Annotated in this window: 25 protein-coding genes, 1 tRNA gene and 1 pseudogene; 7 read left to right on the forward strand and 20 right to left on the reverse strand. The window is 68.0% G+C overall.

Annotation, left to right across the window (positions count from 1 at the left end; all coding sequences use genetic code 11):
- Window positions 1-17 precede the first annotated feature (17 nt).
- The 5 genes from thrC to ACH4YL_RS08280 form a co-directional block, all read right to left on the reverse strand.
- Entirely contained in the window at window positions 18-1088 is a 1071-nt protein-coding gene (thrC, locus tag ACH4YL_RS08260) for a threonine synthase (protein ID WP_398506000.1), read from the reverse strand.
- A gap of 7 nt (window positions 1089-1095) precedes the next feature.
- On the reverse strand, window positions 1096-2388 hold the full coding sequence (locus ACH4YL_RS08265) for a homoserine dehydrogenase (RefSeq protein ID WP_398506002.1): 1293 nt from the start codon (window positions 2386-2388) through the stop codon (window positions 1096-1098).
- Window positions 2389-2511: 123 nt separating this feature from the next.
- Window positions 2512-3903 carry a diaminopimelate decarboxylase gene (gene lysA / locus ACH4YL_RS08270; protein WP_398506004.1) on the reverse strand — a complete coding sequence of 464 codons (1392 nt, stop codon included), beginning with the start codon at window positions 3901-3903 and terminating at the stop codon, window positions 2512-2514.
- 34 nt (window positions 3904-3937) lie between these two features.
- Entirely contained in the window at window positions 3938-4906 is a 969-nt protein-coding gene (gene nrtL, locus ACH4YL_RS08275) for an ArgS-related anticodon-binding protein NrtL (RefSeq protein WP_398506006.1), read from the reverse strand.
- A 55-nt stretch (window positions 4907-4961) separates the two neighbouring features.
- Window positions 4962-5396 (reverse strand): response regulator, encoded by a 435-nt coding sequence (locus ACH4YL_RS08280; protein ID WP_398506007.1) that lies wholly within the window; start codon window positions 5394-5396, stop codon window positions 4962-4964.
- A gap of 255 nt (window positions 5397-5651) precedes the next feature.
- On the opposite strand from ACH4YL_RS08280, the gene ACH4YL_RS08285 reads away from it, so the two are divergent.
- Window positions 5652-5723, forward strand: a tRNA-Arg gene (locus tag ACH4YL_RS08285).
- 492 nt (window positions 5724-6215) lie between these two features.
- On the opposite strand, the gene ACH4YL_RS08290 is transcribed toward ACH4YL_RS08285, so the two are convergent.
- From ACH4YL_RS08290 to ACH4YL_RS08315, 6 genes are all read right to left on the reverse strand, one after another.
- Window positions 6216-7136: an NADP-dependent oxidoreductase gene (locus ACH4YL_RS08290; RefSeq protein WP_398506009.1), complete on the reverse strand. Its 921-nt coding sequence runs from the start codon at window positions 7134-7136 to the stop codon at window positions 6216-6218.
- 228 nt (window positions 7137-7364) lie between these two features.
- Complete coding sequence (locus ACH4YL_RS08295) at window positions 7365-7784, reverse strand: site-specific integrase (RefSeq protein WP_398506011.1); 420 nt, start codon at window positions 7782-7784, stop codon at window positions 7365-7367.
- Window positions 7785-8089: 305 nt separating this feature from the next.
- Entirely contained in the window at window positions 8090-9070 is a 981-nt protein-coding gene (locus tag ACH4YL_RS08300; RefSeq protein ID WP_398506013.1) for a GNAT family N-acetyltransferase, read from the reverse strand.
- Between the two features lie 479 nt (window positions 9071-9549).
- Window positions 9550-10215, reverse strand: coding sequence for a dihydrofolate reductase family protein (locus ACH4YL_RS08305; protein WP_398506015.1), 666 nt, complete (start codon window positions 10213-10215; stop codon window positions 9550-9552).
- Window positions 10215-10721, reverse strand: a complete 507-nt coding sequence (locus tag ACH4YL_RS08310; protein WP_398506017.1) for an SRPBCC family protein — start codon at window positions 10719-10721, stop codon at window positions 10215-10217. Before ACH4YL_RS08310 ends, ACH4YL_RS08305 begins: the two co-directional genes overlap by 1 nt.
- Before the next feature lie 3 nt (window positions 10722-10724).
- Entirely contained in the window at window positions 10725-11066 is a 342-nt protein-coding gene (locus ACH4YL_RS08315; protein WP_359114055.1) for a metalloregulator ArsR/SmtB family transcription factor, read from the reverse strand.
- A gap of 285 nt (window positions 11067-11351) precedes the next feature.
- Between ACH4YL_RS08315 and ACH4YL_RS08320 the strand changes: the two genes are divergently transcribed.
- Window positions 11352-11714, forward strand: coding sequence for a hypothetical protein (locus tag ACH4YL_RS08320; protein ID WP_398506019.1), 363 nt, complete (start codon window positions 11352-11354; stop codon window positions 11712-11714).
- Between the two features lie 105 nt (window positions 11715-11819).
- On the opposite strand, the gene ACH4YL_RS08325 is transcribed toward ACH4YL_RS08320, so the two are convergent.
- Entirely contained in the window at window positions 11820-12305 is a 486-nt protein-coding gene (locus ACH4YL_RS08325) for a DUF4234 domain-containing protein (RefSeq protein ID WP_398506020.1), read from the reverse strand.
- Between the two features lie 645 nt (window positions 12306-12950).
- Between ACH4YL_RS08325 and ACH4YL_RS08330 the strand changes: the two genes are divergently transcribed.
- On the forward strand, window positions 12951-13880 hold the full coding sequence (locus ACH4YL_RS08330; RefSeq protein WP_398506022.1) for a calcium-binding protein: 930 nt from the start codon (window positions 12951-12953) through the stop codon (window positions 13878-13880).
- Between the two features lie 164 nt (window positions 13881-14044).
- On the opposite strand, the gene ACH4YL_RS08335 is transcribed toward ACH4YL_RS08330, so the two are convergent.
- Window positions 14045-15328, reverse strand: coding sequence for a phosphatase PAP2 family protein (locus ACH4YL_RS08335; RefSeq protein ID WP_398506024.1), 1284 nt, complete (start codon window positions 15326-15328; stop codon window positions 14045-14047).
- 582 nt (window positions 15329-15910) lie between these two features.
- On the opposite strand from ACH4YL_RS08335, the gene ACH4YL_RS08340 reads away from it, so the two are divergent.
- The gene (locus ACH4YL_RS08340) at window positions 15911-16522 is read left to right on the forward strand and encodes a hypothetical protein (protein WP_398506026.1); all 612 of its coding nucleotides are present in this window, start codon (window positions 15911-15913) and stop codon (window positions 16520-16522) included.
- Between the two features lie 23 nt (window positions 16523-16545).
- The gene (locus ACH4YL_RS08345) at window positions 16546-17280 is read left to right on the forward strand and encodes a hypothetical protein (RefSeq protein WP_398506028.1); all 735 of its coding nucleotides are present in this window, start codon (window positions 16546-16548) and stop codon (window positions 17278-17280) included.
- 23 nt (window positions 17281-17303) lie between these two features.
- On the opposite strand, the gene ACH4YL_RS08350 is transcribed toward ACH4YL_RS08345, so the two are convergent.
- Window positions 17304-18305, reverse strand: a complete 1002-nt coding sequence (locus ACH4YL_RS08350; protein ID WP_398506029.1) for an ArsR/SmtB family transcription factor — start codon at window positions 18303-18305, stop codon at window positions 17304-17306.
- Window positions 18306-18428: 123 nt separating this feature from the next.
- On the opposite strand from ACH4YL_RS08350, the pseudogene ACH4YL_RS08355 reads away from it, so the two are divergent.
- Window positions 18429-18569 (forward strand): annotated as a pseudogene (locus tag ACH4YL_RS08355) (peptidoglycan-binding protein); the annotation flags it as partial.
- An 84-nt stretch (window positions 18570-18653) separates the two neighbouring features.
- Window positions 18654-19052 (forward strand): peptidoglycan-binding protein, encoded by a 399-nt coding sequence (locus tag ACH4YL_RS08360; RefSeq protein ID WP_398506031.1) that lies wholly within the window; start codon window positions 18654-18656, stop codon window positions 19050-19052.
- Here the strand turns inward: ACH4YL_RS08360 and ACH4YL_RS08365 are convergent.
- The 6 genes from ACH4YL_RS08365 to ACH4YL_RS08390 all read right to left on the reverse strand — a co-directional run bounded on the left by ACH4YL_RS08365 (window position 19025) and on the right by ACH4YL_RS08390 (window position 26608).
- A complete protein-coding gene (locus tag ACH4YL_RS08365; protein WP_398506033.1) occupies window positions 19025-20518 on the reverse strand; it encodes a metallophosphoesterase in 1494 nt (497 codons plus the stop codon). The genes ACH4YL_RS08360 and ACH4YL_RS08365 overlap by 28 nt on opposite strands.
- A gap of 101 nt (window positions 20519-20619) precedes the next feature.
- Window positions 20620-21765: a helix-turn-helix domain-containing protein gene (locus tag ACH4YL_RS08370; RefSeq protein ID WP_398506035.1), complete on the reverse strand. Its 1146-nt coding sequence runs from the start codon at window positions 21763-21765 to the stop codon at window positions 20620-20622.
- Window positions 21766-21837: 72 nt separating this feature from the next.
- Entirely contained in the window at window positions 21838-22875 is a 1038-nt protein-coding gene (locus tag ACH4YL_RS08375) for an alpha/beta hydrolase (RefSeq protein WP_398506037.1), read from the reverse strand.
- Between the two features lie 184 nt (window positions 22876-23059).
- Window positions 23060-23563 (reverse strand): hypothetical protein, encoded by a 504-nt coding sequence (locus tag ACH4YL_RS08380; RefSeq protein ID WP_398506039.1) that lies wholly within the window; start codon window positions 23561-23563, stop codon window positions 23060-23062.
- A 15-nt stretch (window positions 23564-23578) separates the two neighbouring features.
- Entirely contained in the window at window positions 23579-25219 is a 1641-nt protein-coding gene (locus tag ACH4YL_RS08385) for a restriction endonuclease fold toxin-2 domain-containing protein (protein WP_398506041.1), read from the reverse strand.
- A gap of 132 nt (window positions 25220-25351) precedes the next feature.
- Window positions 25352-26608 (reverse strand): transcriptional regulator, encoded by a 1257-nt coding sequence (locus tag ACH4YL_RS08390; RefSeq protein ID WP_398506043.1) that lies wholly within the window; start codon window positions 26606-26608, stop codon window positions 25352-25354.
- Window positions 26609-26825 lie beyond the last annotated feature (217 nt).

The following is a 26825-nucleotide window of genomic DNA, read 5'->3' on the forward strand; positions in this document are numbered from 1 at the left end:
ACTCGGCCGGGTTCGACTCAGGCCAGGCCGAGTCGCTCCGCCGCCGCGGCCGCGTCCACCGGCACGGTGACCGGCTGCGGCGCTCCGGCGACGGCCCAGTCCGGGTCCTTGAGCCCGTTGCCGGTGACCGTGCAGACGATCCGCTGTCCCGGGTCGACCTGTCCGGCCTCGGTGGCCTTCAGCAGACCGGCGACCGAAGCGGCCGAGGCCGGCTCCACGAAGACGCCCTCCTGCGAGGCCAACAGCCGGTAGGCACGCAGGATCTCACGGTCCGTCACCTCGTCGATGAACCCGCCGGACTCGTCGCGCGCGGCGAGCGCCTGCTGCCAGGAGGCCGGGTTGCCGATCCGGATCGCGGTGGCGATCGTCGACGGGTCCTTGACCACCTCGCCGCGCACGATCGGCGCGGACCCGGAGGCCTGGAAGCCCCACATGCGCGGCGTACGTGTGGACATGGAGTCCGCGGCGTACTCCTTGTACCCCTTCCAGTACGCCGTGATGTTGCCGGCGTTGCCGACGGGCAGCACGTGGATGTCGGGGGCGTCGCCGAGCGCGTCGACGATTTCGAAGGCGGCGGTCTTCTGGCCCTCGATGCGGTACGGATTCACCGAATTGACCAGCGCCACCGGGTAGTTCTCGGACAGCCGGCGCGCCAGGTTCAGACAGTCGTCGAAGTTTCCGTCGACCTGCAGGATGCGCGAGCCGTAGACCAGGGCCTGGCCCATCTTGCCCAGCGCGATCTTGCCCTGCGGCACCAGGACCGCGCAGACCATTCCGGCCCGTACGGCATAGGCCGCCGCGGACGCGGACGTGTTGCCGGTGGAGGCGCAGATGACGGCCTGCGCGCCCTCCTCCTTGGCACGGGTGATCGCCATGGTCATGCCGCGGTCCTTGAAGGACCCGGTGGGGTTGGCGCCCTCGACCTTGAGGTGCACCTCGCAGCCCGTGCGCTCGGAGAGAACAGGCGCCGGGACGAGCGGCGTACCACCCTCACGGAGCGTGACGACCGGCGTCGTGTCCGTCACCGGAAGTCGGTCCCGGTACTCCTCGATGATGCCGCGCCACTGGTGGGTGCCGTTGGTCGTCATGGGTCCCTTACTCCCCTTCAACACGCATGATGCTGGCGACACCGCGCACGGTGTCGAGCTTGCGCAGCGCCTCGACGGTCCCGGAGAGGGCGGCGTCGGGCGCGCGGTGGGTGACGACGACGAGCGATGCCTCGCCGTCCTTGCCCTGCTGGCGGACCGTGTCGATGGACACGCCGTGCTCGGCGAAGACCGTCGCGACCTGGGCGAGTACGCCAGGCTTGTCGGCCACGTCGAGGCTGATGTGGTACCGCGTCACCACGTCGCCCATGGGGCTCACGGGCAGCTGGGTGTACGCGGACTCGCCGGGGCCGGTGGCCTCGGCGAGCTTGTTGCGGCAGACGGCGACGAGATCGCCGAGCACCGCGGACGCGGTCGGCGAACCGCCCGCGCCGGGTCCGTAGAACATCAGCTGCCCGGCGGCCTCGGCCTCGACGAAGACGGCGTTGTACGCCTCGCGGACGGAGGCGAGCGGGTGGCTGAGCGGAATCATCGCGGGATGCACGCGGGCGGTGACGGACTTGCCGTCCGCGGCGCGCTCGCAGATGGCGAGGAGTTTGACGGTGCAGCCCATGCGCCTGGCCGAGGCGATGTCGGCGGCGGTGACCTCGGTGAGGCCCTCGCGGTAGACGTCGTCGAGGCGTACGCGGGTGTGGAAGGCGATCCCGGCGAGGATGGCGGCCTTGGCGGCGGCGTCGAAGCCTTCGACGTCGGCGGTCGGATCGGCTTCCGCGTAACCGAGCGCGGTGGCCTCGTCCAGGGCCTCGGAGTAGCCGGCGCCGGAGCTGTCCATCTTGTCGAGGATGAAGTTGGTGGTCCCGTTGACGATGCCGAGCACCCGGTTGACCTTGTCGCCGGCGAGGGACTCGCGCAGCGGCCTGATCAGCGGAATCGCGCCCGCGACGGCGGCCTCGAAGTAGAGGTCCTTGCCGTGCTCCTCGGCGGCGGCGTACAGCGTCGCGCCGTCCTCGGCGAGCAGCGCCTTGTTGGCGGAGACCACGGACGCGCCGTGCTCGAAGGCGGCGGTGATGAGGGACCGGGCGGGCTCGATGCCGCCGATGACCTCGATGACGACGTCGATGTCACCGCGTTTGACGAGGGCGGTCGCGTCGGTGGTGATGAGGTCCGGGTCGATCCCTTCCCGCACCTTGGACGGCCGTCGGACGGCGACGCCGGCGAGCTCCACGGGAGCGCCGATGCGGGCCGCGAGGTCGGCGGCGTGCGTCGTCATGATGCGGGCCACCTCTGAGCCGACCACTCCACAGCCCAGCAGCGCCACCTTCAGCGGACGCGTACGCATCATCCGACCTCGATTCCTTCACTTCAACAGTGTGGTCCAGTCTCACGCACCGGACGGAAGTTTCTATCCTCCGTCCGCCATGCGAGACATCTATCTCAATGCCACTGCTCTGATGGCATTTTTCAACTATCCGACGTCAAGACGCAGGAGATCTTCCTCCGTCTCACGCCGGACGATCACCCGCGCCGCACCGTCCTTGACGGCGACGACCGGCGGGCGCAGGGCGTGGTTGTAGTTGCTGGCCATGGACCGGCAGTACGCACCGGTCGCGGGCACGGCGATCAGATCGCCGGGCGCGAGGTCGGCGGGCAGGAAAGCGTCCTTGACGACGATGTCCCCGCTCTCGCAGTGCTTGCCGACGACGCGTACGAGCATCGGCTCGGCGTCACTGCTGCGCGAGACGAGGGCCACGCTGTACTCGGCGTCGTACAGCGCGGTGCGGATGTTGTCGGACATGCCGCCGTCGACACTGACGTACGTCCGCAGTCCGTCGAGCGGCTTGATGGTGCCGACCTCGTACAGGGTGAAGGCGGTGGGCCCGACGATGGCGCGGCCGGGCTCGACGGAGATCCGGGGAGTACGGAGCCGGGCGGCCTCGCACTCACGGGTGACGATCTCGTTCAGGGCCTTGGCGATGTGGTGCGGCTCGCGGGGGTCGTCGTCCGAGGTGTACGCGATCCCGAGCCCGCCGCCGAGGTCGATCTCGGGCAGCTCGACGCCGTGCTCGTCGCGGATCTGCTTGAGCAGCCCGACGACACGGTGGGCGGCCACCTCGAAGCCGGAGGTGTCGAAGATCTGCGAGCCGATGTGGGAGTGGATGCCGATGAGTTCGAGGCTGTCGAGATTGAGCGCGCGGCGCACGGCCTCGGCGGCCTGACCGCCGGCGAGCGGAATCCCGAACTTCTGGTCCTCGTGGGCGGTGGCGATGAACTCGTGCGTGTGCGCCTCGACTCCGACGGTCACACGGATCTGCACCCGCTGACGCTTGCCGAGGGACTCGGCGGTGTGGGCGACGCGGACGATCTCCTGGAAGGAGTCGAGGACGATGCGCCCGACGCCTGCGTCCACCGCATGGTGGATCTCTTGCGCGCTCTTGTTGTTCCCGTGGAAGGCGATGCGCTCGGCGGGCATGCCGGCGTCGAGGGCGACGCTGAGTTCGACGCCGGAGCACACATCCAGATTGAGCCCCTCCTCATGGAGCCACCGCACTACGGCCCGCGAGAGAAAAGCCTTCCCGGCGTAGAAAACGTCCGCGTCCTTGCCGAAGGCATCGGCCCAGGCGCGGCAGCGGGCGCGGAAATCGTCCTCGTCGAGGAAGTAGGCGGGAGTGCCGAACTCCTCGGCGAGCCGCTTGACTTCGATCCCGCCGACGGCGACTTCGCCGTCGGCGTTGCGCGTGACGGTCTTCGACCAGACCTTCTCGTCGAGGAGGTTGAGATCGGTGGGAGGCGCGGAGTAGTGCCCCTCGGGGAACACGTCTGCGTGGCGGGGCCCGGCGGGGTGTGCGGAACGGCTCATTCTTCTCTCACATCTACGTCGTACGTCTATACGTCTACAGGTATTCGGGTGCGCTGACGCCGAGCAGGGACAGGCCACCGACGAGCACCGCCCCGGCGGCTTCGGCAAGCGCGAGCCGGGACCGATGGGCGGCCGAGGGTTTCTCGTCGCCCAAGGGCAGCACGGTGTGCTGGAAACCGAGCAGAGCGTCGGCGGTGACTTCGAGATGCCGGGCGAGCCGATCGGGCGCGCGGAGGCGGGCGGCGGAGGCGAGGAGGGAGGGGTGGTCGGCGATGGCGGTGGTGAGTCGCTCGGCGCCGTCGACATGGACCTCGGGTGCTCCGGTGAACCCGAGATCGGCGGCATTGCGGGTCAGGGCGCGGCTGCGGGCGTACGCGTACTGGACCTTGAACAGCGGATTGCTCTCGTGCCGGGTCAGGAGATGGGGCCCGGTGGTGGGGTGATCGTGGGCGGCGGCTCTCAGGCAGGCCCAGCGGGTGGCGTCGCTCCCGAGGAGGTCCAGCGGATCAGTCCCCGCTGCGAGTACGTGCAGAGTCTCTTCGGGACCGTTCTCGGGGTCGCCGCCCTGGCTGCGGATGAGAGCGCTGACGGCTTCGATCCAGATACGAGACCGCGGATCGTCGCTGCCGCGGAGGCTGACGGCCGTGTCGGCGAGGTCGTCACCGTGCCCGTACGAGCCACCCTGCGCGAGCACCCGCCGTACGAGGCCGGTCTGAGCACCGTCCTCGAGGGTGAAGTTCAAGAACCCCGCCCCGGTGATCTCGATCCCGGCGATCCCGGGAGCGCCGGCAACGCGGGGCCGCAGGATCTCCGCGACTTCACGAGGCGGGAGCCCGGCGGGCCCGGCAAGCTTCAGGGCCACATTGCTGGCGTAGTCGCCCGTGCCACCCGGCCGGGGCCGCTCGACCCCGACGCTCGCGGGCACGGACACATGCAGCGCACCGTCCGCCACCGCGCGGCGCACGGCGTGCAGCACGGTACGGGAGAGCTCAGCGGGGGTCACGGGACCAGCGTATGGGAGGGAGGGGGGCGCTCCGCGAACCGGTTTCGCCATCCGGTCAGCCGCGCGTACTCCCCGCCCGCCCGGCGCCATGCCTGCCGTCTACAGACGGCGGGCCCTCCCGATGCATCAACTGCCGTACGAGACGGACCAGCTCGGCGGGCTCGAAGGGCTTGGCGAGAAAGGCGTCGACGCCGGCTGCGAGCCCGGTCTCGACCTCGTACTGCGTACAGGCACTGATGATCGCGACGGGCAGATGCCGGGTCCGCGGATCATCCCTCAGCCGCGCGGCGGTCCGCAGCCCGTCGAGCCGCGGCATCACCACATCCAGCGTCACGACATCGGGCGCCACATGCTGCACAACCTCCAGGCACTCGGCACCATCGGCCGCGGTCACGACCTCGAAGCCCTCCAGCTCGAGGTTGACCCTGATCAGCTGTCGGATGACCCTGTTGTCATCGACAACGAGCACCCGACCGGACGCGCCTGACACAACTCGAGAGTAGGTCGGCGGGCAGGGCTGCGTCCGGGTTTTCCCTACTTCCACCCCGTGCGGGGGACGCGGGCGGGGGTCTGGTGGGGGTCTCGGGTGAGGTCTGGCGGGGGTCTCGGGTGGGGTGTGATGCGGGTCTGGCGAGGGTCTGGCGTGGGGTCTGGTGTGGGGTGTTGGCGCCGGAAATACCTGTTCACGGGGAGGGTCCGGGAGCTGGTAGGGTTCTACCCGTCGCCAAGCAGCAACACGGCGTACGCCCCCGTAGCTCAGGGGATAGAGCAACGGCCTCCGGAGCCGTGTGCGCAGGTTCGAATCCTGCCGGGGGCACTTCATCCGGACCAGCGTGATCATCCCGCTGACCTGCGGAAGTGCCAGACTTCAAGAGCCGGACCCAGTCCCACTGGGTCCGGCTCTTTGTCGTTCTCTATCGCTGATCGCGAGTGAGTGGCGAGTGAGATCCCGGCGCCTGAACACCCCACGACTCAGAGCCCCTTGGCCAGCTAGCGCGAATGTCTTGACCTTCGCGATCGTTCTCCGCGAGGCCGACGCCCGTGGGCCTCGTAGGCTGTCGAACTCAGGGACACCACCCCCGGGCGTAGCAGTCGATCCGCCCGGCGGACGACGGCTACACGTAGCTCACGGGGTGGGGTGTGGGATGCAGAGGCGTCTTCCGCACAGCGGCAAATCACTAGGTCGTGCCGTGGGTACTCGATTACGACCGTCATGCGATGCGGAAGTTCCCGACGCGTTCGGAACTGTCTCACCTCAGAGGGGGTCCTGGGCTCGCTGGTTTGCGCGGGACTCCAGGGGCTTTCCCGCTCAGTCTTCGGTGACGCGGATGATCGTCTTGCCGGGGGTGCGCTTGTCCGGCGTGAACGCGGAGGCTGCCTCGGCGAGCGGCCGGACGGCGCCGACGATCGGCTTGAGGCGGCCGTCCCGGAGCCGCTGGGCGAGATCGGCCAGGCGGGCCCGGTCGGGTTCGACGACGAAGAAGATGGCTCGCCCGTCGCGGGGGTGGACGGCGACCGGCTCGGCGATGGTGACCAGGGTGCCGCCGGGGCGGACCAGCGCGGTGGAGCGTTCAAGGATCTTGCCGCCGATCACGTCGAAGACCACGTCAACCTCGCCGATGTCCTCCAGTTCCTCGGCCTGGAGGTCGACGAAGGCGTCCGCGCCCAGGCCGAGGGCGGTGTCGCGGTCGCCGGCCCGGCCGGTGCCGATCACCCGGGCGCCGACCTCGCGGGCCAGCTGCACGGCGATGGAGCCGACGCCGCCCGCGGCGCCGTGGATGAGCACCCTCTGGCCGGTGATCAAGTGGGCGTGGTCGAACAGGGCCTGCCAGGCGGTGAGCCCGGAGATCGGCAGTGCGGCGGCCGTGACGTGGTCGACATCGGCCGGGAGCGGGGCGAGGTTGCGGGCCTCGACCGCCGTGTACTGGGCCAGCGAGCCATTGCGGGTCCAGTCGGTCAGACCGAACACGCGTTGACCGACCGTCAGGCCAGTGGTGCCGTAGCCGAGCTCGGTGACCACGCCGGACAGCTCGTGGCCGGGCACGCTCGGGGTCCGGTCACGACCGACCCGGTCGGTCCAGGTGCTGGGCCAGTCCAGCTCGCCCGGGGTGAATCCGGCGGCGTGGACCTCCACGATCACGTCGTTCTCGGCGGCGCGCGGGTGGGGCAGCTCGGAGAGGGCCAGGCCGCTGACACCGGCGTCACGGTCCTGGACGGTGATGGCTTGCATGAGGGGTTCCTCTGAGTAGGGGGACGTTCAGGGAGCGGGCATCGCGCCTGGTAGGCGCAGGCATCGGCCCCGCAGGCCGACCGCTCGCCATGACCAGTCCCAGCGCCCGTACGCCCCTGTCCACCACCACACATAGCGGCAGACGAAGGACGGCTGACAGGTGCCTTGTGATCACGTTTCCGACTCTAGGAGGGAAGCAGCCCAAACGTCTGGGCCACTTGCACCCACTTACGGTGGGCCATTTACTCCGGTTACGCACAGCCACACACGTTCTGACCGTGCCGCTGGCGAAGGCGTCACCTCATCGGAGGCCCGATGGCGCCAGTGGACCCGGGCAGGTTTCGGCGCGATCTGCATCCACCGAGCAAAGTCCCGAGCGTCCAGTCGCGTTGCCCGGCCCCAAGCCAATCCCCACCCGGAGAGGAACCGCCACCACCGCAGCAGATCCATCCCGTACGAACGGATCGTCGTCGCGGGACGCGAGCACGCCTGGAGTTCCGCGAAGAATGCCTCCACGGGGCCGACCACGACACACTCCGCGTCGAGCAGCGCGTAAGGCCGCATTGGGTCCGCCGTCTCCACCAGCGCACCGTTCTCCAGCAGCACTAAGCCCACCAGATCCCGCTCAGAATCGCCCGTCTCAAACATGGCCGGGAAGCAAGCAGATATCGCTCCTGACCTGCGAATATTCCTCTCTTGGTTCAGTCAACAGCACTTCTCTGAACTAGTGCTCTGACTGAGGCGGCTCCGGGCTTTTCGTTGGGGCGGCGGTCTGGCTGCCCCGTCACAGCCAGCGGCAGCGGCCAGCGCGCTTGCAGCCGCCGCAAGCGTCGCCAAGAAGGGACAGCACTTCGACAGTGGTCCGGGAGGTGTCTGGCCGTCGGCGCCGATGCGGAATGTTCACGGGTTCGGGCAGCACCGGGCCTTCCTCGCGGGCCGAGTGTGGCGGGGTCTCAGCGCCAGTCGTCGATCACGTAGGCGTCGGGGTGGCTGTAGCCGGGTTCGTTGGGCCTGTGCATGGCCACGCCCTGCAACCAGGTGCGGAAACCGCGGTCGACCATTCGCCGGTAGGCATCCTGGCGGGCCAGGTTCATTCCGGCGTCCAGTTGCCCCAGGCCGCGCTCGGCGGCGAGCCGCTCGCACGCGGTGAGCAGTCGTTCGAACCGGTCGGCCGCCTCCGGGCCAGGACGCACGGCGCCGAATTTGACGAAGCACACGTCTTCTCCGGCCTCCGACCCGGCTCCGCAGTGGCAGACGGCCAGGCCATCGAGCTCTGAGCCGGCTCCCTGGAGCAGGATGGTGTCACCGAGTCCCTGCGCGTGCGTGGCCACGATCTCGCGTTCCACGCTCAGGCCCTCGAACACGGCCCCGGTCAGTGTGCGACAGAGGCTCAGTGCGTCGAGCCGCTCGGCGTCTGGAAGCTCGCCGTACAGCACTCGGCCGGGGACCGCGGCACTGCCTGCGACCTGCTTCTTCATGATGGCTGTGAGGAATCGGGGCCAGAAACCGTACCGGCGGTAGAGCTCAAGGTGCTTGGGACTGTGCGAGAAGGTGAACAGGCCCAGGTGTCGGTTCTCCCAGGTCTCGAAGCAGTCCATGACCGGCTCCATGAGGCGCCTGCCGACGCCCTGGTCCCACAGGTCCGGACGTACGGTCAGCGGGCCGAAGTACCCGACGCTGCCCCAGTTGACGGCGAAGTTCGATGCAACGACTTCGCCCTCGACCGTCGCTGCGAAGGCCGCCTGTGGATCGGCCGCCCAGCGAGTGCGGACGTAGTCGGCGGTCCCGAAGAATGTCTTCGGCTCGGGAACCCCGAGGAACGTCCCGAAGGCGACCCTGAAGACCTCGTCGGCCCGATCCAGGTCCGCCTCACCCAGCGGGCGGACCGACACAGGGCCCGTGCCACTCTTGCGCTCCCCTGCCGGTGGGATCATCGCCCTCTCCTTCCCGACCCCCTGTTTCATCGCACCACGGGCGTGCGCCGCAAGCGAGGCGAAAGGTCCACCGATACCCAGGGACCGAGGACCGGGCCGGTCTGCCTTGCCTGTCCGGCGGGGAGTACATCACGTCGAGCCAGGCGCTCATGTGCGCCATCTTCCGCTTGGGGGTGTGGGGGCCAGACCAGAGGCGTGCCATTGGGCAGAACATCTATGTCCTGGCGAATCGCGTCTACGAATCCTGGGTGCTATGGGAGGCCGCGCTCAATTCTGGATCTCCAACGGACCAAGTCCGGGAGGGTTTTCGAACTCGTCGGACGGAACTTCACCGCCCGTGGGGAGAGTTCCTCAACCTCGCTGCACGGGCCCTGAGAGAGCCTGAGTAACCCGGCTATTCGCAGTTGGCCGTGGTGGCCTGCTGATTCAAGTGTGTGCGCCGTGGGTGCTCGGGTCGCCAGGGTGGAGTGGTGGCGCGGCTACCGTGGGTGCACGGCGTAGGTCAGGTGCGTCACCCGCGACGACGGCTCCGAACGGACCGGCTCCAGCGCGACCCTGGACGCGTCCACGCCGTCGAACAGGCGGGTGCCGGCGCCGAAAAGCACCGGTGACAGCGTGATCGAGAACTCGTCGACCAGGCCGGCGTTCAGGTGCTCCAGGATCGTCGCGCCGCCGCCGGCGATGCGGACGTCGCGGTCGCCGGCGGCCTCGCGGGCCTGGTCGAGGGCGTGCTCGATGCCGTCGTTGACGAAGTGGAACGTGGTGCCGCCGGGCCGCTCCCACGGGTCACGCTTGGTGTGCGTCACGACGAAGACCGGGGTGTGGAAGGGCGCCTCCTCCGGCCATGCCTGCTCGCCGAGGTCGAACATGCGCTTGCCCATGACGCTCGCGCCGGTGCGCTCGAACGTCTCCCGCGCGATGTCGTTGTCGCGGCCCTCCTCGCCGCCCTCGCCCAGCTTCAGGTTCTCCCGGAAGAACCGCAGCGGGAACAGCCACTGCTGCAGCTCCGTCCACTGCGCCATCCAGCGCTGAACGTCCGGGTCGTCCTGCTTATCGGGCGCGAAGAAGTCGTCAACGGGCACGGACTCGGGCGCGATGAAGCCGTCCAGCGACATCGTCACACTGAAGAACACCTTCCCGGCCATCAGCCCTCCGCCGCCTTCCGCGCGAGGTCGGTGACGTAGGCCGCCAGGCTGCTCAGAGTCTGCCGGCCGCCCTCGATCGCGTGGTACTTCTCGACCGCCTCGTCGCGCAGTTCCTTGGTGGGGAACACCGTGCGCATCACGATCCGGGTCGCCGCGCCGTCCGGCGCGAAGGTCAGGACCGACTCGAAGGCGTTCGGGTCATCGCGGGACTCACCGTGCAGCAGCGCGATCCGCTCCGGCGGAGCGATCCGCAGCCAGCGGATCCACTCGGAGTAGTCGGTCCCGTCCGGCCCGTGCAGCACGAAGTCCCACTCCCCGCCCTCGCGGAACTCGAAGGACCGCGTGGTGGTGGTGAACCCCTCCGGACCCCACCACCGCGACAGGTGCCGGACCTCGGTGAACGCCTCGAACACCAGCTCCCGCGGGGCGTCGATGACCCGGGAGATCACGATCTCCCGGTCGGCCGTCGCCGGCTCCGCCGTCGTTTCTTGCCCTGCCCCTGACATCGGTCATTCCTCCTGCCGTGTCTGCTTGAGGTCCTGCACGTAGGTGTCCAGCCGGTCGAAACTCTCGTTCCAGAACCGCTCGAATCCGCCGACCCACTCGTGGACCGGCCGCAGCCCGCGGGCGTCCAGGCCGTAGAGGCGCTGCTTGCCAGCCCCGCGGACCCGCACCAGCCCCACCTCACGGAGCACCCGCAGGTGCTTGGACGCCCGCGGCTGGCTCATCCCCAGCTCCTGGGCCAGGTCGGTCACCGGCCACTCACCCGCCCGCAGCAGCGCCAGGATGTCCCGGCGCTGCGGCTCGGCGATCGCGTTGAACGCGTCCGACGTCGTCGCTGCTCGTGCCATGGCAGCCATCATATTCCCATATCGGAATACGTCAAGCCGGTTGGGTACCGGGCGAGTCTTGTCGGATGCCGATTGCAGGCTCGTGCCACAACCGCGCCAGATCAAGCGGGGAGCCACGGGGAACCGCGGTCGTTGACAGTGCGCGCAGCCTGCGTTCGTCGAAGTCGACGTGCCGCAGGTCAGGTACCAACTCGCCCCACCTCGCTCCTAAAGCGGGTGTCGCAGGTTCGCATCCCGCCGGGCATACTCTCGGCGGGACAGCATCTCGCCGGGGGAGACCGAGGTATGGAGACACCCACGCCACGTGGCGTTGGAGGCTTCCTGGTCTTCGGTGTCGCGGTGGCCGCCGCCGTCTTCGTCACCGCGTGGTGGGGGTTCGTAGGGCTGGGTACCGAGGACTTCGGGAGCAACTGCCTCTTCCGCTTTGGCGAAACCGGACCGCAGGCCGAGCACTGTCACCGAGTGAACGACCGAGCGGAGGCATGGCTCCCCTGGCTGGTGTCCGTCGCGTGGAGCAGTGCGGTTCTGAGTCTCTTGCTGCCTCGTAGGTTTCCTTCGGGGCGGCGCACCGCCGCCGGCATCGCTGTTGTCTGCCTGGTCGTCGCCGTGGTGCTCGGGGTCCACGCCATGGCAGTTTCCACGCCGTGAGTAGTGAGCCAGCCGTACAACAGCGGAGTACAGCAACCAGGTTTTCTGGGTTCGAACCATATTCGTGCCAGCGGGACGACCCTGGCGAATCACGGTCGGATTCTGTCAGACGGCCAGGGGGACGCTCTCGCCTTCCTCGCGATGCTCGTAGTGGACCCAAATGCGGTTCATTTCTTGCTGGTAGTACAGCGAGTACAGGCCAAGGATGAACATGAGAATAATGCCGATCCATGGATTGCAGGTAGGTTGCAAACCGGCCGATCGCTGCATTCGCGCAATTCGCTCACCCGTGTTGTAAACCGATACGAACGGGGGCACAATCACAATCCAACCTATGGTGATGGCCAGAACTGCCAGCCCTGGCTCGACCTCGATACGCTCATCGAATTCACGAGCTTCGCGGTTCACCTTGAAGTACCAGACCAGGTGATAGATACCCAACGTGATCAGCGGCCAGATGAGCCACACCAGAAAGATGTTCCGAGTCTTTCCTACGCGGCCGGTCATGAGAACCTCCGCTTCGGTGAAGGCGGTGCACAGCGGCTCAGAGCAGGGGCCCCGAAGGGCAGCTGCGGAGGCGCCTTCGTCCACCGCTCATACCTCACACATGTCTTACGGACGATGCGCGGTCCCACTCGTCCAGTGCAGCACGACGGGTCCCAGTGCGCGCGTCAGCGAGGCTCCCTCCGTGAGCCCCATGGAGGCGCTTGCGGCGTAAGAGCCAGTCGACGTTTGAGCACTGGCATGCTTCCCGAAGCCCTGGATGGCTGCACCGTCATCCGCTCGTTGGCGGCCTCGGGTCCTCAAAGGAGGTCACCCAGATCTGACTCTCATGCTGATCGCCGAGCTGCGGCCTATTCGCGGGCAGGATGGGGCGGGGTGATCACTCCCAGCCCTGTGACCAGCGCGAATTCCTGGGACTCAAAACACCCCGCCATCAGCGCTTTAGCTGAGGTCGGGGTCTTGGCGTACTCCTGCGGACCTTCCCGATGGGTCAGGTGGCGGAGCGCTCGTCGGGCGGGCGGCGGCACAGCCCGCCGTGAGAGGGAGGGCGTGGTGGAGCGGCCTGAGTGGGGGACGGCCGTGGGGGTGGTTCTTTCCGTGGTGTGCACGGGCCTGACCTGCGGACGGGGCGGGTGGGGGGTGCGACGGCTGTCGTGGTGGGACGGGCGGGCGGGGCCGGGAGGTGGCCAGCTGTAGGAGTTGTGTCTTTTTCCTGTCGGAGGGTGCACGTTGATGGAACTGAATCTGTTTGTTCGCCGGCACAACCGAAGTGCCCGCACAGGTCGGGATGGTGGGTCGGTCATGGCTCATGGCGCGTGCCGCCCGGCGCGTCGTGTCGGCGGCCTGCTGCCTTTGCTGGCCTTGGTCACCGCGGGATTCATCACTACCGCCGGTCCCGCGTCCGCCGTCGTCCCCGCCGCCCACCCGCGGACCGTCATGGCGGACACCCCAACCTGTGCGGGCGTGGCCGCGACGATCGTCGGTACGAACGGCAACGACAACATCGTGGGCACCCCAGGCGATGATGTGATCGTCGCCCGGGGTGGGAAGGACCGCGTCGACGGCATCGGTGGCAACGACATCATCTGCGGCGACGCCGGTAATGACAGCCTCATTGGCGGTAACGGCAGCGACGAACTCTTTGGCGGCGCCGGCCGCGATGGCCTCGACGGCGGCGCCGGCGGCGACAGCCTCAACGGTGGTGACGGCGACGACGCCCTCTCCGGCGGAGACGGCAACGACGAACTCTTCGGAGACAAGGGCTACGACAGCCTCGACGGCGGCGCCGGCGGCGATGGCCTCAATGGTGGGGTTGGTAACGACAGCCTGAACGGCGGCGGCGGCAACGACACCCTCAACGGCGGCAAGGGCAATGACAGCCTCAACGGCGGTGACGGCGACGACGACCTCTTCGGCGACTCCGGCAACGACGACCTCTTCGGAGGCGAAGCCAACGACGAACTCTTCGGAGGTGACGGCGCCGACGACCTCTACGGCAACACCGGCAACGACACCCTCTCCGGCGAGGCCGGCAACGACGACCTGTTCGGAGGCGAAGGCAACGACGGCCTCGACGGCGGTCCCGGCTTCAACCTCAATGACGGTGGTCCGGGCACCAACACCTGCGCCAACCCCGCAACCGGGCCCGGCTGTCCTGCCTGACGGTCCACGCCAAGTCTTCCCTGGGCTGGGGCTCTGTCGTGGGTGAGGCATTGTCGCCGCACGCCAAACCCGTTCCCGAGCAGCCAGGCACCGAGCCGCCTGTGACTGAGCAACTCCCGGCCCCACCCGGGAGGCGCTCAGCCCACGACCCGCCGCAACATGACTCACACCAGTTCGGGCTGCGATTCGCGTCGCGGTTCCGGCAGATGTGCCGACGCGGCCTGCCGTTCCCACAGCTTGGTGGTCCGTATGTAGCCGTAGATCACTGAGGTCATCGCCAGAATGAGCAACGGCCCGAACACCCACGGATATTCGGCCATCTCCATCGACAGATAGCGATACGACGCCAGGAACGCTGCGAAGACCACGGTGCCGTAGACGACCAGCTGGATTCCCCGCCGGTCCCAGCCGCGGTCGAGCGAGCGCAGCGCCAACTCGATCGTGAGCGTGAACACGACACCGGCGACGATGTCCGCGCCGTAGTGGTAGCCGAAGCCCAGCGTCGCGGCGAGCGTGGCGATCAGCCAGAACGAGCCCGCGAGTCGCAGCGCCCGCGGGCCCTTGCGGGAATGAATGAAGATCGCGGTGGCCCAGGCCGTGTGCAGACTGGGCATGCAATTTCGCGGGGTGATCTCATCGAAGGGCATCAGTTGCGGGGTGCTGACCTGTGGCGGCGTGTCCGGCCACAGATTGGCCACCGCCCACGTGCCCCCGTCGGCACCGTAGGCGAAGACCGGTCCGACCACCGGGAAGAGCATGTAGATGCCCGGCCCGAGCAGGCCGATGACCAGGAACGTGCACACCAGGTGATGGCCCGGGAAGCGGCGCTCGATGCCCACATTGCGCAACTGGTACAGCGCGACGACGACCGAGGCCACCCCGAGCTGTACGTAGACCCAGTCAAGAACGTCGGCGCCGAGCGGGCCGGTTGCCTCGACGATCCGGCCCACCAGCCACGACGGGCTGCCCAACGCGCGATCGGCGGCCGCCATGTACTGGTCGAGCACCATCGGACGTGTCTTCGACGTGATCAGCAGCCAGGTGTCGCCGGTCTTGCGGCCGGTCACCAGCAGCAGGCCCAGTCCGACGCCTTTCAGCAGCAGGACACGGTCCCGGCCGGTGCGGCGCGTGACCGCGATGACGGCATGGGCCAAGACCACCCACAACGCGCCGTTGCCGGCCATCATCTGGGCGCCGACCGCCCACCGCACGAGCCAGAAGACGAGGTCGATGCTGATCGCGGCGCCGATCGCGACGAACCGCTGCCGCCAGGTGAGCACCACCATCATCAACGCCATACCGGCGTACAGCAGCGGCCCTGACTTGGGGGCGAGTATCACCTCGCGCACCTGGTTGGTCATCGGCCCCGGCACGCCGTACCCACGCGCGGCGATCTCCAGTGCGATCAGGAATCCGAGGGCCACCACGCCCACCGCGGCCCACAGCATGACGCGTGGTTGACGCCATGCAGCCGACCCAAGGCGTCCGTCTATTCGCGAAAACACTCGCGTTACCACAGATATCAATTTTTTTCAGCCGATTTGTCATATTTCAACGTGATCAATTACAAGCTCGAACATGTTAGCGGAACGGGTGGGTTTCTGATCACGGTTACGTCAAATACAGCGATGACGGTGGCGATGCCGAGGGCAGCGCGAGCGACGCCGGCAGCGGACAGTGCAGAGTCCAGCGCCGCGCAGGCGGTAGCGCGGCGGCTGCCGGGCCTGGACGAGCGTCGTCCAAGTGAAGGCGCTCGTCCTCCACTCAAGGAGGTGGCCCGACGAGACCCACACCCCTGCGAACCGCCCCCGAAGCATCGAGCTGGACGACGATGGAATCGACGCCGCGATCCGGCTCATGGAGACGATGGCGACCGACGGCATCTCTTGTCGTCGCTGCGCGCTGATCGCGACAGTCATGCGATGCGTGTAACACATCCACACCACTTGATACTTGGCCCCCAGCAAGGCAGGGCACGGCAGGGCACACTGTGGTGCAGCCACATGCGAGCAAGCCAAGGAGCCCACAGCTTGAACGTCGTCATTTCAGGCTTGACTGCGAGCGGTAAGACCAAATTCAGCTTGGAACTGGCACGCCAACTTGGCTTCAACTACGTTTCGGCTTCCGAGATTCTGCTTGAGGGGCTGGGAGTGCCTTTGGGCATGCGCCGCGATACCTGGGGAGACGGTTTCGAAACGGTGGCTCAACTACGTGACCGCAGTGAGGCGGACAGGCGACTGGACGCCGAGATGGCCCATCTTGCCGAAACCCTGGACTGCACGGTCTTTGACTCTTGGGCGCTACCTTGGTTCACCGACAGTTCTGTAATCAAGATCTGGCTGTCGTGCGACCGAAGAACAAGGTATCTCAAAGCGCGGTTGTCTCACGCCGCCACGGAACGACATGTCCTGCAATATTATGCGAACGTCGTCGACAGGAAAGACGAAGACTCCCGAATCAGATTCCAGAAGCTGTACGGATTCGATTACGGACCCGACCCAGATGTCTTCAATTGCATCCTGGACAGTACGGAATACTACGTCGATGCCCCAACGCTCCACTCGGAACAACGAGCCGATGAGTTTTCATCTCACCTCCTGCGAGAGGTGAAGCAGGCCATGAGGGAGACTTCCATTGCGTGAGTCACAGGCCTAGGGGAGCTTAAATGGGAGCCGCATTCTCCTCGATAGCCACCGGAATCGCATCAAGCCTGGTGTACTCTCTCGCCGCCGCCGCGCTTGCCGTGGCCATCTGGAGAGTCCGCGCCAGACGCTACAGAAAGATCTGGGCAGAGGCGTTACGCTTTCGAGCCGAGAGCCTGATCATCCTGTCCGCGCGTGCGGCGAACCACATTCACGATGTGCCGCGTTGCAGCGCAAGCGAGGTCAGAGCGCTGGTAAAAGCAACAGCCCTCCTCCAAAGATTCAGGACGCAGAACTATTTTCGCGTGAGCACTGACGTGTCCGACGACGAACTCCGCTCAAGAAATCTCATCGTCCTCGGCTCCGGAAGAGCAAATGTGGTGGCCGCTCGAGCGTTTCGCTCCCTCAGCCCACCCGGGCTGTCCCTGGATACGGTCGGGCGTACGATACGTCTCAACGGCCGAACCTTCGCCCCTGAATACGATGACGATTCAGGGGCACTTGTGGTCGACTACGCACTGATCATCAAGGCCGCCAATCCGTTTCGGCACTACCAATCCCAGCCGCGAACCCTTCTGATGTTCATGGGCTTGCATGGAATCGGCACAGAAGGCGCTGTGCTGGCAGCCACGGATCGCTCGCCCCTGCTCGACATAGCGCGCCAAGTGGACGGCGACGACTTCATGTCCGTCATCAAGGTGGATGTAAACGGCTTCCTGGTGACAGACACTCAGGTGGAGATTTCTGTCAGGTTGTGATGCGTCACCGCGTTCTTCGCCGTCTACGGCGGTTGGGCCGGGAGGGCTCGATTCCTGCGGAGCAGTGCCGCGCCGAGCGGCGTCAGGGTGTGGAGAACCGTAGCGGCATGGCGCCGGCTGCAGATCAGGCCCGCCTCGCGCAGTGCGCGGGTGTGGAAGCTGACCGATCCGGCGGACATGGCGGTGGCCCGCGCGAGTTCGGAGGAGGTCGCGCCGGCCGCGCATCCCGCGAGGATCACGGCGCGGCTGTGGCCGATGAGCGCGCCGAGTGAGGGTCGGAGGTCGGGTCCGGTCGGGTTCTGGGCTGGTGGGTGGAGCAGTGGGTAGACGAGGACCTGTGGCAGGTCGGGATCGGCGATGGTGACCGGGCTGTGCCAGCAGAAGTAGGAGGGGATCAGGGTCAGGCCCCGCCCGTCGAGGTGGACATCCGCGTCGCTGGTGTGGTGGACGAGCTCCAGGACCGGTGGGCGCCATCTCATGGACGGCGCGAGGCTGTGCAGGAGTCCGTCGATCCCGCCGTCCAGCAGCGCCCGCGTGCGTAGGGCACGTTCGCTGTCGAGCCGGCTCTGGAGGTGTTCGCCGTACGGTGCGATCGCCGCCGTGTGGTAGTCCCGCAGCGCCTTGACCAGTACGGCACGCCCCTCCGCGTCGCCCAGCTCCCGTAACGACGACGAGTGTGGATCAGCGTGAGCAACCCTGCCCAGCTCCGCCAGGACCTGGCGTTGCGGCGCTGCGAGGATGGCCTCAAGACCCGCGTCCAGTCCTTCACTTGCCTCGCTGGGGGTGAGGAAGTCCGGGAAGTACGAGGCGCGCGGGAAAGCGGGCAGCAGCAGGGTGCGCACCATGGCGCCGAGGTCGCGGTCGCGCAAGCGCAGCACGGTTTCTCGGTGCCAGTCGGCGTAGGCCCAGCGTCCGCGTCGCGTTTGGAATCGATGCAGGCTGAGCGTGATCTCCCACAGCGGGTCCGGTACGGATGCCATGCGGGTCCTGACCAGGTCCATGTCCGTGAAATGGATTCGGAGCACCGGATTCCCCCTTGCGACCTGCGCATTTCAACCCAGTTTGCAGAGTCTGATGCTCCCGTGGCGGCGCTGGCAAGATACGTGCCGCCCCACCTCTGAAGCCCGCTTCACCTCTCCCCCAGGACCCAGGCCGCCGTCCGGCGTGTGCAGCAGATCCACGGCATCAAGCAGGACGGCGGTTACGGCCCGCAGACACGCGACGCGATGGTGCACCGCTTCGCGGAGTGGGAGGAGCAGGACCCGAACAACTGCGGCTACCTGCGCTGAAGAGCACGGAAGTTCGCACGAGAGCACTCAGGACCTAAAGCACCTCTCCGATCCCGCACTCACTCACTCACAGATGGGACTTCGATGCGTCACATCCTGCGCCGAGCCGCGACCACCGTCGCGCTCGCCGGCGCCATGGCGGCCGCAACGGCCGGCACCGCGAGTGCCTCGCCCAGCGCGCCCGAAATCCGGTACGGAATGACCGGCTTCAAGGTCTACTGCGTCCAGATCGGCATCAGCAATCACCAGGAGTCACCCAACACCTGGACCGCTCCGGACGGGGAGTTCGGCCGGAACACTTTGAGTACGGTCAAGGCCTTCCAGGGGAACCTGGGACTGCAGGTCGACGGCAAGGTCGGCAAGAACACCGGCGGCCAGGTCCTCTGGGGCATCGAGCACGCCAAGGTCAAGTGGGGCAACTGGACCACACCCTGGGGCGTGCCGATCGACAACTGCTACCAGGTCGTGCCGAGCCACTTCTGAGCGGAAGCCGGCTCGGGCCGCGATGCGGGCGGAGTGATTCCGGAAAGGTCGCGCACAGCGACGCTGTTGCGGTCGCAGACCGACCGGCCGAGGGCGTACTGCGGCCACAGCCCCGCCGCCACATGTCTGCTGCGCTCACTCCATTCCCGGGCCGGTCCACCGCTGGTCTTGTAGTAGTTGAGGGCGTAGCCGCCCGTGTGGATCCGCAGCAGACAGAAGCCGCCGGGATACTCCTTCACGGCACTGACCTCCTGCAAAGTGACGTGCCGCGCCTGCGGAAGGACGGTGCGCTTGTTGCGGTGGGTGTGACCCGCGTGGTGGAGGAAGACTCCTGGGGCTGCGGCGTAGGCGTCGAGGATCGTACGGGCCTGGCGGCGGTTGAGGCGCTGCCCGCTCGTGACGGGGAACGGCGAGTTGCGTACGGTCAGCGGATGGTGCCCGAAGACCACGGTGGGCTGGTCCTTGTGCTCCCTCAACTGGGCTCGAAACCACGACAGTTGGTCCGCAGACAGTCCGCCCGAGTCACCGCCGTTCCCCCGCTTCTCGTACGTGTCCAGTCCGAGGATCCGCAGACCGCCGAGGTCACGGGCGAAGTAGCCGGGCCCGTCGCCGCCGAGGAAGCCGTCCCGGAATCCGTCGCCGAACGCCCCTTGGCTGTTGTGCGGCCTGGGGCGGTCATGGTTTCCGCGTACGACGAAGTAGTCCTGCCCGTGCGTGCCGAACCCGTCCAGGATCTGCTTGGCCTCGCCCAGGTCCCGTGGTGCGCCGCCGGCCGAGATGTCCCCCGCGGCCAGCAGATGGCGGGCCCCGCGTCGGTGAGCCTCGGCGACCAGAGCCCTGCCCATGATCTCCGGATACGGGGCGAGGCCGAGCCGCTGCGAGACGCCGCGCAGCAGTGGGACACCGGCCACAAGGCCCGCGGTGGTCTCACCGAGGTGCAGGTCGTTGCAGAGCGCGATCGACAGCAGATGGCGGCCCGGTGGAGGCTGCGGCGTCGTGAAGGAGTAAGGGCCGCCGCGCGAGCCGAAGCCGTGGAGGGAGGTTCCCACGGCGTTGCCCTTCACGAGGTGCAGTGGTGTGGGCGTGGCCGCCGAACCCCGGGAGCGGGCCTGGTAGTAGTACGTCTGACCGGGTTCCAGATCGGTCAACTCCACATAGTGGTAGGCGGTGTGGCTGCCTTCGGCGGCGGTGCGGTTCAGCCGGGCGGGATGGGTTCCGTACACGACTTCCCCCTCGGTCACGGCGGGGAGCATGCGGCCGAGCCCGTCGTCGCTGCCTGGCACGCCGGTGTGCCAGGTGATGACGGCACGGTCCTCGGTGAGAGTGACCAGTTCCAGATTGACGGCGGCTATGGCGTCGGGATCGCGGGAGTAGCGGGCGTGGCGTGCCTGTGCCGTACTGCGATGGGCAGCTGGGAAGAGGGTCCGAAGCAGTGCGGGTGCGAGGGCCGAGAGGCAGCAATGCATGCCTGCTTCGTGCCCACGGGTGATGAACGGGAGCGGTGCGGGCGGAGGCTGCGACTTGAAACGACGGGGAGGCAGGCGTGCCCCCGCGTCACATGAAGTACTCAGGTCTGCTGAGCGATTTCGGCGTTCGGGCCCGGCGCGGTCCGCTGCAACTTCCGTACCGCAAGAGCCAGGTGCAGTCGCAGCCTCCCTTGAGGAGAGTGCACGTCCCAGCCGAGGATGTGTTCGGCTTGCGCCAGACGCTCCTGCAGCGTCGAGTGGTGAACCGTCAGTTCGTTGGCCGCGGCCCGAAGGCTCGGCGACGAGGCCACGGCGTGGAGCGTCGCGGCCGCCCACGGTGCCTCCGCGATCACGCGTTCCACGGCGAGAAGGTCGGGGATCGGCGGCGTGTCCGGGCCGACGGCGGCCGCGAGCAGCGCAAGAGCGCCCAGTTCCTCGGCGTACACCGTGCGCGGACCGGGATCCTGTGCCGTGCCCTCGGCGGTCAGCCGGAGTGCGGTCCGGGCGGCCGCCCACGACTGCGGCAGTTCGGCCGGCTCCACGGCCGGTCCGACGCCGACGCGACGCGCACCGGCCCTTCGTACGTCGACCTGTCGTACGTCGACCTGCCGCACGCCGACCTGCCGCGCGTCGGGGACGGGCTGTCCGGCGGGAGCCAGCTCCGCTCCGCCACCGTGAAGCGCCACCGCCCGCACCAACCTCCCCTGCTTCAGTCCTAGTTGAGCCGCCGCATGCATCCGCGCGGCCAACGGCGCGGATGCGTCCAGTACCACCTCGACCAACGCGGGGTCGCGAGCGGGTACGACAGGCGACGCCGACCCGCGCGTCCGGTCCATGACGGCCCGTACTGCGCGCGCCGCCCGCTCCAGGATCATGGCGTGCACACCGTCCGGCGGTCCGGTTCGCTCGAGCCAGAGAACGCCCGAGGCATCCGCGGCGGTGACCGGTGCGGTGCCTGGGGCGGTGTCCCTAACCGCCGAGGCGGCTGGTTCCAGCGGCGCCCACGGCCAGGCCGGGTCGATGGGCCCACCGGAGTCGTCGCGCCGCCCGTCCGGTTCGACCCGGACGCGTACGCCTCGCCGCTCATCGACCAGCCGGGCCGCGCAGCCGGACAGAACGGCGGCACCGCGCACCAGAGACTCAAGGCCGGCCCGGCTCTCCATCAGGCGGTCGAAGTACGCGATGACCTGCAGCGCGGCACCCGCGTCCGGGTCGAGCGCGGCGAGCCGGCCTGCCAGTTCTTTCACATCACCATCCTGCGACCGGAGGCCCGCCCTGCCAAGCGTCGAGTTTCCTCGGCTCGGGGAAGGAGTGGCCGGTCAGGAGCCCAGGAGCCGTCGCAGCCAGCGCAGCCGGGCCGCCCGGGACTCCTGGGAGAGCGCTGCCTGTGGGGCGAACAGGTCGAAGCCGTGAAAGCCACCCGGCCAGACATGGAGTTCGGCGCTGCCGCCCGCCTGCCACAGGCGGTTGGCGTACGCGACGTCCTCGTCGCGGAACGTCTCCGCCGAGCCCACGTCGATGAAGGCGGGAGGCAGCGCGGACAGGTCGGTGGCCCGGGCCGGGGCCGCGTACGGCGAGACGTCGGCCCCGCCACGCGCCTCCCCGAGCAGCGCGCCCCACCCGGTCTCGTTGGCCGTACGGTCCCAGACGCCGCGACCGGCCATCTGCCGGGCGGACACGGAGTCGTTGCGGTCGTCCAGCATCGGACACATCAGCAGCTGCCCGATCAGGTCCGGCCCGCCACGGTCCCGGGCCAGCAGGGCAAGGGCCGCGGCCAGTCCGCCACCGGCGCTCTCCCCGGCGACGAGGATGCGTCCGGGGTCGATCCCGAACTCCTCGGCGTTCTCGGCAGTCCATACGAGACCCGCGTAGCAATCCTCGACCGGCGCGGGATGCGGGTGCTCCGGCGCGAGCCGGTACTCCACCGACACCACCGCCAGCCCGAGCGCCTCCGCCCAGTCGAGCGCCTCGGTCACACCCATCCGGTTGTCGCCGACGATCATCCCGCCGCCGTGGGTGAAGTACACGGCCGGCACCGGTCCGCGCACACCCGTCGGCCTGCAGATCAGCAACGAGATCTCCGGCGCCCCATCGGGTCCCGGCACCGCCCGCTCCTCGACCTGGAAGACCTCGCCCCTGGCCAGCTCCTCGTCCGAAACCTGGTACTCGCGCGAGCCCTCCCGCATCGCGGGGATCGCCTCGGGCGGGAAACCGGGCGGAATCTGCTCCGCAACCAGTTCGAGTGCCGCCGCGAGCTCGGGGTCGAAGGGCGGCGGCGGATACGCGCGACCGGCGGCGGGAACGTCGTCGGCGTCAGCGTCGGCCTCTGCCGCGGAGGTCGTCGACTCAGTGGGCATGGGAACTCCTCGCGTCACGGTCACGGCGGTGTGGCCAGTGCGTTCATGGTGCCCGGCGAGGAAGGGGCCGGGTACGCGCCGTTCGGCGGGAATCACCCGCCGAACGGCGGGGCGGGTCGCCCGCGGGGGCAGCCGCCTCGTGCCTTTGCCGTGGTCGGCGGCGCTTGTCGCCTCTGCCTGCGATTCAGGAACGATCGGTCGCGTCGATGTGCTGCTGGAGCGTCTGGGCGATCTCATCGACGCTTCCGGTCGGCGGGAGAACCCAATAGGCGTCGTCGCCGTTGTTGAGCGCCAATTCGCTGGTGAAATTGACCAGGTCGGGAGAGGGGACGTACGAGTCGCGCAACCAGGCGGCGAAACGTGCGGCCTCGACTGCCGATGCCTGCATCACCATGACCGAACCGACTTCGGGGTACGGGGTGGTGGCCAGCCCTTCCAGCCACACCCCCTCGCCCAGTGGCACTTCGAAGGACAAGGCATCGGCCGAGCGCGGGCCGAGGTCTCCGCCCAGGGAGGTGGATGCTCCGGGGAAGGCTTCGACGATCTTCGCGGCGAGGTCGTCGAGCCGAAGACGCCAGGCCGCGGCGTCGTCGACCGGCGGAGCGAAACTGAACGTCGTCCTGAGCGCGTCTGCGTCCGTCGAGTCCGCTGAGTCCGTCGAGTCGGTTGAGTCGGTTGAGTCCGTCATCGTGTCTCCGTACTTCTACGGCACGTAGCGTGCGGTGCCTGTCACTCCGCTCATGGCCATCATGCTCTGCCAATAGGGAGCGGATCGCTTGTCGTTCGTGATGATCTCGAAGCCGCGTATTTCGGAATTACGTGGATCGGCGAGCGCTGCGCGATAGCGCGCCAATTCGTTCGCGTCCTTCACGTACATGCCGTCACGGTGCGGGTCGAACTTTACTTTTCCGTTCTCGTCGATCTTGGGCGGGGTGCCGAGGGTCTTGTCGACCTGGTCCAGGTCCCGGAAGGTCTTTTTGCAGTCGGGTTCACGCACGTGCTTCGCCTCGATCGCGTAGCCGTCCATGGGGCGCATGCCGTCGACCATGAGACCTCTGCCGCTCGCTCCGGTCGCCGCGGCGGGCAGCGGAACCTCACGCTCCGGGTAGCCGGCCACACGCATCTGATAGGCGTTGTCCGGGTGGGCCGGGCCACCGCCGCCGGCAAAGCCTCCGGGCGGCAGGGAGTTGACCCACGTACGGAAGGTGGCCTGTTCGCCGGCGCTGAGGATGCGGGTGGTGCCGGGGTCGGGCGGCAAGGGGTCGCGATTGAGCGTCGCGTCGTAGCCGCTGCCCATCGGGACGATGCCTGGCTGTCCGGCGTAGGCGGCAAGTACCAGCGGTACGGGGACCGGTACGCGAATCAGCGGAGGCAGGAAAGGTATGCCGGGGCCGCGAGGGTCGCCCGAGCCCTCGGGCAGCTTCACGCGTCCTTCCGCTACGTCGAGGGCGTTGGCGACGTCGCCGAGTTGGCGAATCCAAGGATCCTCCAGCACGGCGTCCCGTAGACCGCCGTCGTCCCCGTTACCGCCGAACCTCGGCGCATCCCACGGCATTTCCACATGGAACAGGTCCAACTTGTTCTGCTGGATCTGCTTCTTGGCCGCTTCGACGTGCTCGGCATAGCGATCGCATGCCTTGGCAAGCTGGTTGCAGGCCGCGACCAGATTGGTCACCAGCGGTTCGTCCGCCTGGGCACGCTCCGGAGGACAGGTCCTGCCCACGCACATGTTGAAGTACTCCCGGAAAGCGTCCGCGGCCTCACCGGAATGTGCCTTGTCGGCCGTCGACGCGAAAGCCTGGGCATCCTGGAGGAAGCGCAGCATCAGCTTCCCGGCGTGCCGCCACGAGCCGGCCACATCCCGCAGTTTCTCCGGCGATCCACGGAACCGGCCATTCCCTCCGTACCGCTCGAGCCCGGAAGTCTCACCCACCACCTCGGGCAGCTCCTGCCCGAGCCCCAGGTAGTTCTCAGGACAGTCCGCCCCCGGATCGCCCATACCCGCCGTCAGATCGACCTGCTTGCCCAGGATGGCTGATACGACGCTGCTCTCCGTGGCCATGAACTCGCGTGCCGTACGCATCAGCCCTCTGCCGGACTCACCCAACAGATAGGAGCTGAAGCCCATCTGATCGAGCGTGGTGGAGGCGGCCGAATTGTAGACCTTCGCGAAGTCGCGGCCCGCGTCATCGTCGCCGGCCATCCCATGCTGCCGATCCAGCTCATGGGACACGGCGATGGTGGTGTCGCGGGCACCCGTCATCACGTCGGTGGCCAGCCCCATCGAAGCCCGGATCATGCCCTCGGCTATGACCTTCACATGGGGCAGCAGCCCGCCACTCACACGCATCCCCTCCCGTTTCCGGCAGTGCGGACGCGAATGACCGCTCGCCTTCGCACAGTTGTACCTCAGGATGATCATCAGTGCGTAGCGGGATTTGATGAGGCGCGGGACGGAGGGCGGGACTGCTGGTGCTCAGGGGCTAGCGGTGCCGAGGAGCAGGTCTTTGTGCTCCAGTGCCAAGTGGAGCAGGCCTGCGGCGGGCGGAGCAATCCGCGATGAGTGAAGATCCCGGATCGCCTCCTCGCTCAGCGGCAGACCGGGGATTTCAGCCCCTTGACGGGGACCGCTGACGAGGATGCCTTCCTCATTCACGAGGACGGCCTCGGCAAAGATCGTGTCGAAGACGGCAGACTCGAACACGGCGACGGTCAGCAGGCATACGGCCAGATTGAGCGGTTCGAGGCCCATGCCGAAGCACCAGACGCGCAGGCTGCCTTCAGCGAGTGCGCTGTCGAGCGCGCCGTACGGAGGTGCCGTGTAGTCGACCTCCTGGCCGCCGGCTCCGGCCGCTTCCGGAGCACCGAGCAGTTCTTCGTTGTACTCGCGCATGATGGTGCGCCACAGCGGGAGGTCTCGGCGATACCCGAGCGGCGAGAGAGAGGCCGGCTGGTGCATCCCGGCGGGTATCGGGCCGTACACGCCTCCGCCGGTCGCCACCTGGCCCACTCCTCTGTGGAGGAGAAAGAACGTGCCCTGCCCGTCGGGCGTGCGCCTCACCGTCAGCGTGGCGATGGCCGGGAGGACCACGCGTTTCCCGAGTGAGAGCGGATCGCGCTTGAGCGCGGCGCGCATGGGCACGCGTCGCCATGAAGGCTGCCGCAGCGACTTGCCCGTCGCCACGGCGAGTTCGTGCGCGACAGCTTCGTTCTGGTCGACGAGGTCGAAGTACTGGCCGCCGCCGAAGACGAGGCTCGGGCCCTGCGGGGCATTCCAGTCGGCGCTCACCAGGCGGAAGGAGAAGCGGTCCTCGAAGAGCGAGGGCCGTGCCAGGTCACCCATGGCCAGTGAATAGCGTTTGTAGCGTGTCCGCTTGGCCGCCTTCGGAAGCACGTGTCGCGCGGCCTTCAGCAGCTTCGGGTTCTGCGGAGGGCTCGCCGTGTCCCACGTCAGGCGCACGCGATCCAGCGGTACGGGAGCGGGCGGCCGCATCGCGTCCTCCCACAGCAGGGCGGTGGAGCCGATGCGCGCCAGCGACGGGCGTGCGGCGATGTGCATGTCCGCGGACACCTCGCACAGTTCCCCGAACCGGTCGCTGATGCCGGTCCGTTGCTCCCGGAAGCGCGTCTGGGACGCGGCGACGGCGGGGGCGTCGAGTGCGCGCCATGCGTAGTAGCCGCCTGCCAGGCTCGCAACGGCTCCCAGCGCCGTAAGGACCAGTTGCGAGTCCATGGCCACTCCCCCCTCAGCAAGGCATAGCGAACGGCGCGGCCTCACTATCCACCAGGTCGGGCCGAGGCGTGGAGAGTTCCGGGAACTGCGTCGTCCGTGCCTCGAGCTGCCGGCAGCTGACGCGGGCCCACGCTGCTCTGGCGGGTCGTGCTGCGGATGGCCCAGCCTCAGGCGCGGCTCCTGCTGCAGGTGGTCGAATCGACCGCGGACCGGCTGA

It is taken from the genome of Streptomyces sp. NPDC020681, from assembly GCF_044334895.1.
Classification (GTDB): domain Bacteria; phylum Actinomycetota; class Actinomycetes; order Streptomycetales; family Streptomycetaceae; genus Streptomyces.

Coding starts and splice junctions, on each gene's coding strand:
- thrC (WP_398506000.1), bottom strand. CDS start 1,088: ATGACGACCAACGGCACCCACCAGTGGCGCGGCATCATCGAGGAGTAC.
- ACH4YL_RS08265 (WP_398506002.1), bottom strand. CDS start 2,388: ATGATGCGTACGCGTCCGCTGAAGGTGGCGCTGCTGGGCTGTGGAGTG.
- lysA (WP_398506004.1), bottom strand. CDS start 3,903: ATGAGCCGTTCCGCACACCCCGCCGGGCCCCGCCACGCAGACGTGTTC.
- ACH4YL_RS08290 (WP_398506009.1), bottom strand. CDS start 7,136: ATGCAAGCCATCACCGTCCAGGACCGTGACGCCGGTGTCAGCGGCCTG.
- ACH4YL_RS08295 (WP_398506011.1), bottom strand. CDS start 7,784: ATGTTTGAGACGGGCGATTCTGAGCGGGATCTGGTGGGCTTAGTGCTG.
- ACH4YL_RS08300 (WP_398506013.1), bottom strand. CDS start 9,070: ATGATCCCACCGGCAGGGGAGCGCAAGAGTGGCACGGGCCCTGTGTCG.
- ACH4YL_RS08305 (WP_398506015.1), bottom strand. CDS start 10,215: ATGGCCGGGAAGGTGTTCTTCAGTGTGACGATGTCGCTGGACGGCTTC.
- ACH4YL_RS08310 (WP_398506017.1), bottom strand. CDS start 10,721: ATGTCAGGGGCAGGGCAAGAAACGACGGCGGAGCCGGCGACGGCCGAC.
- ACH4YL_RS08315 (WP_359114055.1), bottom strand. CDS start 11,066: ATGGCACGAGCAGCGACGACGTCGGACGCGTTCAACGCGATCGCCGAG.
- ACH4YL_RS08320 (WP_398506019.1), top strand. CDS start 11,352: ATGGAGACACCCACGCCACGTGGCGTTGGAGGCTTCCTGGTCTTCGGT.
- ACH4YL_RS08330 (WP_398506022.1), top strand. CDS start 12,951: ATGGAACTGAATCTGTTTGTTCGCCGGCACAACCGAAGTGCCCGCACA.
- ACH4YL_RS08335 (WP_398506024.1), bottom strand. CDS start 15,328: ATGCTGTGGGCCGCGGTGGGCGTGGTGGCCCTCGGATTCCTGATCGCA.
- ACH4YL_RS08345 (WP_398506028.1), top strand. CDS start 16,546: ATGGGAGCCGCATTCTCCTCGATAGCCACCGGAATCGCATCAAGCCTG.
- ACH4YL_RS08360 (WP_398506031.1), top strand. CDS start 18,654: ATGCGTCACATCCTGCGCCGAGCCGCGACCACCGTCGCGCTCGCCGGC.
- ACH4YL_RS08365 (WP_398506033.1), bottom strand. CDS start 20,518: ATGCATTGCTGCCTCTCGGCCCTCGCACCCGCACTGCTTCGGACCCTC.
- ACH4YL_RS08375 (WP_398506037.1), bottom strand. CDS start 22,875: ATGCCCACTGAGTCGACGACCTCCGCGGCAGAGGCCGACGCTGACGCC.
- ACH4YL_RS08380 (WP_398506039.1), bottom strand. CDS start 23,563: ATGACGGACTCAACCGACTCAACCGACTCGACGGACTCAGCGGACTCG.
- ACH4YL_RS08390 (WP_398506043.1), bottom strand. CDS start 26,608: ATGGACTCGCAACTGGTCCTTACGGCGCTGGGAGCCGTTGCGAGCCTG.